Origin of the sequence: Vibrio sp. V39_P1S14PM300, from assembly GCF_009904765.1 — a bacterium.
Taxonomy (GTDB): Bacteria; Pseudomonadota; Gammaproteobacteria; order Enterobacterales; family Vibrionaceae; genus Vibrio; species Vibrio proteolyticus.
The window spans coordinates 24,177-31,210 of record NZ_WXWP01000414.1 but is presented as its reverse complement, the minus strand read 5'-3'; the positions used below and the strand labels follow the sequence as shown (position 1 = coordinate 31,210).

Sequence of the window (7,034 nt, the reverse complement as noted above, 5' to 3'; positions counted from 1 at the left end):
ACCTAAATCTGGTGCGTCTACCAATTCCGCCACTTCCGCATTGAGTCATATTGCTGATTATAATCAACAATATATTAAAATGGCAGGTCTACCTGGATTCGAACCAGGGAATGGCGGCATCAAAAGCCGCTGCCTTACCGCTTGGCGATAGACCTGCAGGCATTCCTCTATTCAGATTTGGTGCGGAGGGAGGGACTTGAACCCTCACGTCCTAACGGACACTAGCACCTGAAGCTAGCGCGTCTACCAATTCCGCCACCACCGCAAATCTGATAGTAGGAATTAATGGTGGCTACGACGGGATTCGAACCTGTGACCCCATCATTATGAGTGATGTGCTCTAACCAGCTGAGCTACGTAGCCAACAATTTATGGTGCGGAAGGAGAGACTTGAACTCTCACACCTTGCGGCGCCAGAACCTAAATCTGGTGCGTCTACCAATTCCGCCACTTCCGCGTCTTGAACTCTAAAGTCACCAGTTAATTGGTAAAAACTGATAACTGTGAATAATGGTGGCTACGACGGGATTCGAACCTGTGACCCCATCATTATGAGTGATGTGCTCTAACCAGCTGAGCTACGTAGCCATCTTTTTGGAGCGAGACAATATAAACCATCTTAGCTCCGAGTGAAACCCCTTTTTGCAGAGTTTTCACTTTTTAAATAAGTGGCAGGTCTACCTGGATTCGAACCAGGGAATGGCGGCATCAAAAGCCGCTGCCTTACCGCTTGGCGATAGACCTGCAGGTGACAGCTTTTCCTGATAAATCAGAAGGCTATCTAAATCATGGTGCGGAAGGAGAGACTTGAACTCTCACACCTTGCGGCGCCAGAACCTAAATCTGGTGCGTCTACCAATTCCGCCACTTCCGCATATTTCCTCAATGCTCTTAAAAGAACATTCAGGAAATGGTGGCTACGACGGGATTCGAACCTGTGACCCCATCATTATGAGTGATGTGCTCTAACCAGCTGAGCTACGTAGCCATGACCATGATGTTGTTCCAGTTGTGACGTTGCCGTCTCGCCGGGAACGGGGCGCATTATGCGGAGTTGAGCCAGAACCGTCAATAGTTTTTTTAAATAAATCCAGACAAATCAATCGTTCGGTTTCTTTTTGAACAAAGAGCGGTGTTTATGATCGAAAACTGCTAACAAAACAGCGAGATTTGAATGAGTTAATTTGTGAGCAGGGCGGTAGTAATCACAAAAGAATAAAAAAAAGCCAGCGGATTTGCTGGCTTTTTAGGCATTAGTTCAATTCTACGTTAGAGGCGGAATTAGACGTTGAAACGGAAATGGACAACATCGCCATCTTTTACGATGTATTCCTTGCCTTCGAGGCGCCATTTACCGGCTTCTTTTGCACCGGATTCGCCGTTGTACTGAATGAAATCATCGTAGCCCACAACTTCGGCACGAATGAAGCCTTTTTCAAAGTCAGTGTGGATCTTACCTGCGGCTTTCGGCGCAGTGGCACCAACAGGGATGGTCCAAGCGCGAACTTCCTTAACCCCTGCCGTGAAGTAAGTGTGCAGGTTCAACAGTTCATAACCAGCGCGGATCACGCGGTTTAGGCCCGGCTCTTCAATGCCCATATCGGCCAGAAACTCTTCACGCTCGTCGTCTTCCAGTTCCGCCATTTCTGATTCGATGGCTGCACATACAGGCACAACCACGTTGTTTTCTTTGGCCGCGAATTCACGCACAGCGTCCAGGTACGGGTTGTCTTCAAAGCCGTCTTCATTGACGTTAGCAATGTACATGGTTGGTTTCAAAGTCAGGAAGTTGAGGTAACCGATCGCTGCCAGCTCTTCTTTCGCCAGCTCGATGCTGCGTACCATACCGCCTTCAGTCAGAACTGGTAACAGTTTTTCCAGTACCGTCAGTTCAAACTTCGCGTCTTTGTCACCACCTTTGGCTTTCTTAGCGTTACGCTGAATCGCACGTTCACACGAATCCAGATCAGCCAAAGCCAGTTCCAGGTTGATCACTTCAATGTCTTCAATTGGAGAGACTTTACCCGCAACGTGTACGATGTTGTCGTTTTCGAAACAACGAACAACGTGACCGATCGCGTCAGTTTCGCGGATGTTCGCCAGGAACTTGTTACCCAAGCCTTCACCTTTTGATGCGCCTGCAACCAAACCTGCGATGTCCACGAACTCCATAGTGGTCGGCAGTACTTTCTGTGGGTTAACGATTTTCGCCAGAGCGTCCAGGCGAAGATCTGGCACAGGAACCACGCCCGTGTTTGGTTCGATAGTACAGAACGGGAAGTTAGCCGCTTCGATGCCAGCTTTAGTCAGTGCGTTAAACAGAGTTGATTTACCAACGTTTGGTAAACCAACGATGCCACATTTAAAACCCATGATAGTAACCTTTATTCAGCTTTGAACGTGTGTAAGCGGTTTTGTGCTTTTGTCAGACCATCTTTGACTAAGATGTCCAGGCAGCGGACCGATTCATCCACCACCGCGTCAAGACATTCCTGCTCTTTTGCAGGTGCCTTGCCTAACACATAACCGGAAACTTTGTCTTTGTGCCCCGGATGGCCGATGCCAATCCTCAGGCGGTAAAAATCTTTGTTGTTGCCGAGCTTACTGATGGTATCGCGCAGGCCATTGTGACCGCCGTGTCCACCACCTTTTTTAAACTTAGCGACACCCGGAGGTAGATCCAGCTCATCGTGCGCGACCATGATTTCTTCCGGGTTTATCTGGTAAAACTTGGCCAATGCGGCGATGGCTTTACCGGATAAATTCATGAAGGTGGACGGGATAAGCAGACGGAGATCGTGACCGTTCATGCTGATTCGACCGGTCAGACCAAAAAACTTCGGCTCATTTTTCAACGTGATGTTGTGAACACGAGCCAGTTCCTCCACGACCCAAGCGCCAGCATTATGGCGAGTTTTTGCATACTCAGGGCCTGGGTTCGCCAGTCCAACCAGCAATTTTATCTCTTGACTCAAGACGGGATCTCTCTGGTATCTCAAAAAGCGCCGTATGATAACACAGAAAAGTTGCGTGTCGCGAGATTCGCACACGCATTCAACAGAGCGGAAAACAAAAAGCACCTCATCAGGAGGTGCTTTATTCTCAGTAAGGCTGAACTCGAATTACGAGTTGAACATCGCAGAGATAGACTCTTCATTGCTGATGCGGCGAATCGCTTCAGCCAGCATACGAGACAGGCTTAGCGTGGTCACTTTACCGGTCGCGGCCATCTCTTTAGACAGTGAGATGGAGTCGGTCACGATAACCTGGTCCAGTACCGAGTTTTTGATGTTTTGTGCAGCGTTGCCAGAGAACACAGCGTGAGTAGCGTAAGCAAATACGCGTTTAGCGCCACGCTCTTTCAGCGCTTCGGCGGCTTTACACAGTGTGCCACCGGTGTCGATCATGTCGTCAACGATGACGCAGTCACGTCCTTCCACGTCGCCAATCAGGTTCATTACTTCAGACACGTTGGCACGCGGACGGCGCTTATCAACGATAGCAATGTCGATATCGCCCAGGGCTTTAGCTGTCGCACGAGCGCGTACAACACCCCCCAGGTCTGGAGAAACCACTACTGGGTTTTCAAGGCCACGAGATTCCATGTCTTCCAGCAGAACTGGCGTACCAAAGATGTTGTCGACCGGTACGTCGAAGAAGCCTTGGATCTGCTCAGCGTGCAGGTCGATAGTCAGAACGCGGTCTACACCGACGTTAGACAGGAAGTCGGCCACAACTTTTGCTGTGATTGGCACACGCGCAGAACGTACACGACGATCTTGGCGAGCGTAGCCGAAGTAAGGGATTACCGCAGTAATACGGCCTGCTGAAGCGCGGCGCATTGCGTCAATCATAACCACCAACTCCATCAGGTTGTCGTTGGTTGGTGCACACGTTGATTGAATAAGGAATACGTCACTACCACGAACATTTTCATTGATTTGTACTGCAACTTCGCCGTCAGAAAAACGAGAAACAGTTGCATCACCAAGGGAGATGTAAAGACGGTCAGCAATACGTTGGGCTAGTTCAGGTGTTGCGTTACCAGCAAATAGCTTCATATCAGGCACGGTGGAAACCTCAGGGTTGCGTCCAGTTTGTAAATAGAGTGGTTTGATACCAAATTATAGACAGTTGGTATGCTGTCAGGCTGACTGATAGTTGGCCAAAGTCGCTTTAAGAGGCGAAATGTTGCGCCCTTGAGCAACGAAAGCCGAGACATTATCAGGCAGTTGTGCAAGGATTTGTTCCGCTTGTTTCTGGCTGGAAAACTCCGCAAAAACGCAGGAACCGGTCCCCGTCAACCTAGACGGCGCGTATTGTAGCAGCCATGAAAGTTGCTTATCAACCTCTGGGTAGAGCATTCGCACAATTTTTTCGCAATCGTTTTCGTAGCTCGTGTCCAGAAGCGTTGACAGTGCGCGTTTTGGCGTATTGCGCGTCAAATCCGGGTGAGTAAATATATCTACCGTAGCAATGGCGACCTCTGGTCTTACCACTAAATACCACTTTTCTTCCGGCTCGGCTGGAGACAGCTCTTCGCCAATGCCTTCGGCAAACGCTGAAAAACCGCGCACGAAGACCGGCACATCCGCCCCCAGTGTCAAGCCAATTTGCGCTAACTCGTCATCGCTCAAACCGGTTTGCCATAAATGATTCAGCGCGACCAAAGTGGTCGCTGCATTGGAGGAACCGCCGCCAATGCCACCGCCCATCGGTAAGATCTTGTTCAGTTCAATATGGGCGCCATAGGGACAGCTGCTGTATTGTTGCAATGCCGTGGCGGCTTTCCAGATCAGGTTATCCTGCAGGGCTACGCCTGGGATCTCGGGGGTCAAACTGATAGTGCCGCTGGTGTTGGCGCTAATTGTCAGTGTGTCGCCGTGGTCGAGAAACTGAAACAAGGTTTGCAGTTCATGATAACCAGTATCTCGGCGGCCGGTAATGTAAAGAAACAGGTTCAGTTTTGCCGGAGAAGGCCAGTGGGTTGCGTGCGTGATCATTGATTCAGCACCCATTTGGATACCACGATGTTGAGTGTGGTGTCACCTTGTTTGAGTTTCATTTTGCTCGGCAGCGGAACGATCTGCTGAGACAAGGGTTCATCACGATAACTCAAATAATCCAGATGCCAATTTTGCCAGCTGACCTGTTTTTCTAACGATGCCAGTGTGTTGGTGTCATTGAGCAGGTAATGGTCGGCATTGGTCGGGTTACCGAGTAACCAGTTTTGCAACTGTTCTACCGGGATCACCAGGCCCGTGAGGCGATAGACCAATGCATCGGCACTGGGGTCTGTAAACACTTGATCGTCGTAGGTTTCGACACGGGCGCCCTGAGGGCTGATGGAGAGGTTAAGGACAGTTTGACCGAGAAAGGTGGTCAGGCGTAACTGGCTTTGGGCTGCGGAATGGCGCCATTGAAAATTGAGAGACTCGCGCTGCTCGGGGGAAATATATCCCAGCTTGCCAGTAACCAAATAGTTGTCAATGCTGGCCAGTTTCTGCTGATGGGATTGCCATTCGACGCTGGTTATACTGTCGGGAACGGATGTACAGCCAGCAAATAACAGGGTTGCCAGCAGCAATGGAATAAGTTGGCGAATTTTGATCATGGTTGCTCGCAATTTGCACAATGTATCGTTTTGAATGAGCTAACTATATCATTGATCTCACGGAGTCAGGAAAGAAATCGGCCTGACCCTTTTAATAAATCTGACCATCAAGTAAAATTCCGACCTTACTGACTTTCCTGAATCGAGAATCCTGCACACATGTCCTTGCTTGCTATTGGTATCAACCACAATACAGCGTCGGTCGAATTGCGCGAAAAAGTGGCATTCGGACCTGATAAGCTGCCTGAGGCACTAAAGCAACTTGAGGAAAGCAGTATCGTCAACGGCAGTGTGATCCTTTCCACCTGCAACCGGACTGAAATCTATTGTGATGTAAAACCTGCCGGGAAAGCGAAGATGATCGACTGGTTGTCGCGCTTTCACAGTGTCAGCCCGGAAGATCTTAAACCCAGTATTTATATTCATGAAGAGCAGGCGGCGATCCGTCACCTGATGCGGGTTTCCTGCGGACTGGATTCTCTGGTGCTGGGTGAGCCTCAGATCCTCGGTCAGGTCAAGCAGGCGTATGCGGATTCGAGAGAGCACAAAGCGGTGGATACCGCGATGGAGAAGCTTTTTCAAAAAGCCTTCTCGGTTGCCAAACGGGTACGTACCGAAACAGACATTGGTGGCAACGCCGTGTCTGTGGCCTACGCCGCCTGTACCTTAGCCAAACACATTTTTGAATCGCTCTCTGAGGCGACGGTACTTCTGGTTGGGGCCGGTGAAACGATAGAACTGGTGGCCAAACATCTGGCCGGTCACAACTGCAAACGCATGATTGTGGCGAACCGCACTAAAGAGCGTGCACTGAGTCTGGCTGAACCTTTTGGCGCGGAAGTGATTACCTTGCCTGAGATCCCGGAACATCTGGCGCACGCGGACATCGTCATCAGCTCCACCGCCAGCCCACTGCCAATCATCGGCAAAGGGATGGTGGAAACCGCACTGAAAGCCCGTCGTCATCAGCCGATGCTTTTGGTGGACATTGCCGTGCCGCGTGATATCGAGTCTCAGGTTGGTGAACTCAACGACGCGTATCTCTATAGCGTCGATGATCTCCAGTCGATCGTTGAGAACAATATCGAGCAGCGTAAAGTCGAGGCCATTCAGGCCGAAGCCATCGTCAGCGAAGAAAGTGCCGGCTTCATGAGCTGGATGCGTTCGTTACAGGCGGTGGACAGCATCCGTGAATACCGCAAAGCGGCCAATGACATCCGCGAAGATTTACTGAGCAAGAGCCTTCAGGCGCTTGCTGCCGGGGCGGAACCGGAGAAAGTGTTACTGGAATTGAGCAACAAACTGACCAACAAACTGATTCACGCCCCAACCCGAGCACTGCAGGTAGCTGCAGAGCAGGGAGAACCCGCTAAACTGACTGTCATCAGACAAAGCTTGGGTCTCGAAGACCCGCAATAAC

General features: G+C 50.3%; 6 protein-coding genes and 8 tRNA genes. 1 reads left to right on the top strand and 13 read right to left on the bottom strand.

The features are described from left to right. Positions 1-80 precede the first annotated feature (80 nt). From CAG65_RS21810 to lolB, 13 genes are all read right to left on the bottom strand, one after another. Positions 81-155, bottom strand: a tRNA-Gln gene (locus CAG65_RS21810). A gap of 23 nt (positions 156-178) precedes the next feature. Beyond that, positions 179-265, bottom strand: a tRNA-Leu gene (locus tag CAG65_RS21805). A gap of 21 nt (positions 266-286) precedes the next feature. Further along, positions 287-363, bottom strand: a tRNA-Met gene (locus CAG65_RS21800). Between the two features lie 9 nt (positions 364-372). After that, positions 373-457, bottom strand: a tRNA-Leu gene (locus CAG65_RS21795). A gap of 54 nt (positions 458-511) precedes the next feature. Further along, positions 512-588 (bottom strand) — tRNA-Met (locus CAG65_RS21790). Positions 589-669: 81 nt separating this feature from the next. Next, positions 670-744 (bottom strand) — tRNA-Gln (locus CAG65_RS21785). Positions 745-789: 45 nt separating this feature from the next. Continuing rightward, positions 790-874 (bottom strand) — tRNA-Leu (locus CAG65_RS21780). A gap of 37 nt (positions 875-911) precedes the next feature. Next, a tRNA-Met gene (locus tag CAG65_RS21775) sits at positions 912-988 on the bottom strand. 293 nt (positions 989-1,281) lie between these two features. Then, the gene (ychF, locus tag CAG65_RS21770) at positions 1,282-2,373 is read right to left on the bottom strand and encodes a redox-regulated ATPase YchF (RefSeq protein WP_161454958.1); all 1,092 of its coding nucleotides are present in this window, start codon (positions 2,371-2,373) and stop codon (positions 1,282-1,284) included. An 11-nt stretch (positions 2,374-2,384) separates the two neighbouring features. After that, positions 2,385-2,975, bottom strand: a complete 591-nt coding sequence (gene pth, locus CAG65_RS21765; protein WP_161454957.1) for an aminoacyl-tRNA hydrolase — start codon at positions 2,973-2,975, stop codon at positions 2,385-2,387. Between the two features lie 147 nt (positions 2,976-3,122). Next, positions 3,123-4,070: a ribose-phosphate pyrophosphokinase gene (locus CAG65_RS21760; protein WP_021707475.1), complete on the bottom strand. Its 948-nt coding sequence runs from the start codon at positions 4,068-4,070 to the stop codon at positions 3,123-3,125. A gap of 75 nt (positions 4,071-4,145) precedes the next feature. Further along, positions 4,146-5,003 (bottom strand): 4-(cytidine 5'-diphospho)-2-C-methyl-D-erythritol kinase, encoded by an 858-nt coding sequence (ispE, locus tag CAG65_RS21755; protein WP_161454959.1) that lies wholly within the window; start codon positions 5,001-5,003, stop codon positions 4,146-4,148. Next, positions 5,000-5,614, bottom strand: coding sequence for a lipoprotein insertase outer membrane protein LolB (gene lolB / locus CAG65_RS21750; protein WP_021707473.1), 615 nt, complete (start codon positions 5,612-5,614; stop codon positions 5,000-5,002). Before lolB ends, ispE begins: the two co-directional genes overlap by 4 nt. A 159-nt stretch (positions 5,615-5,773) precedes the next feature. Here lolB and hemA point away from each other — a divergent pair, with 159 nt between their 5' ends. Continuing rightward, positions 5,774-7,033, top strand: a complete 1,260-nt coding sequence (hemA, locus tag CAG65_RS21745; RefSeq protein ID WP_021707472.1) for a glutamyl-tRNA reductase — start codon at positions 5,774-5,776, stop codon at positions 7,031-7,033. The last annotated feature ends 1 nt before the right edge of the window (position 7,034 follow it).

Excerpts from the sequence above, each read along its gene's own strand:
- ychF (WP_161454958.1), bottom strand. The coding sequence starts at position 2,373 with ATGGGTTTTAAATGTGGCATCGTTGGTTTACCAAACGTTGGTAAATCA.
- ispE (WP_161454959.1), bottom strand. The coding sequence starts at position 5,003 with ATGATCACGCACGCAACCCACTGGCCTTCTCCGGCAAAACTGAACCTG.
- lolB (WP_021707473.1), bottom strand. The coding sequence starts at position 5,614 with ATGATCAAAATTCGCCAACTTATTCCATTGCTGCTGGCAACCCTGTTA.
- hemA (WP_021707472.1), top strand. The coding sequence starts at position 5,774 with ATGTCCTTGCTTGCTATTGGTATCAACCACAATACAGCGTCGGTCGAA.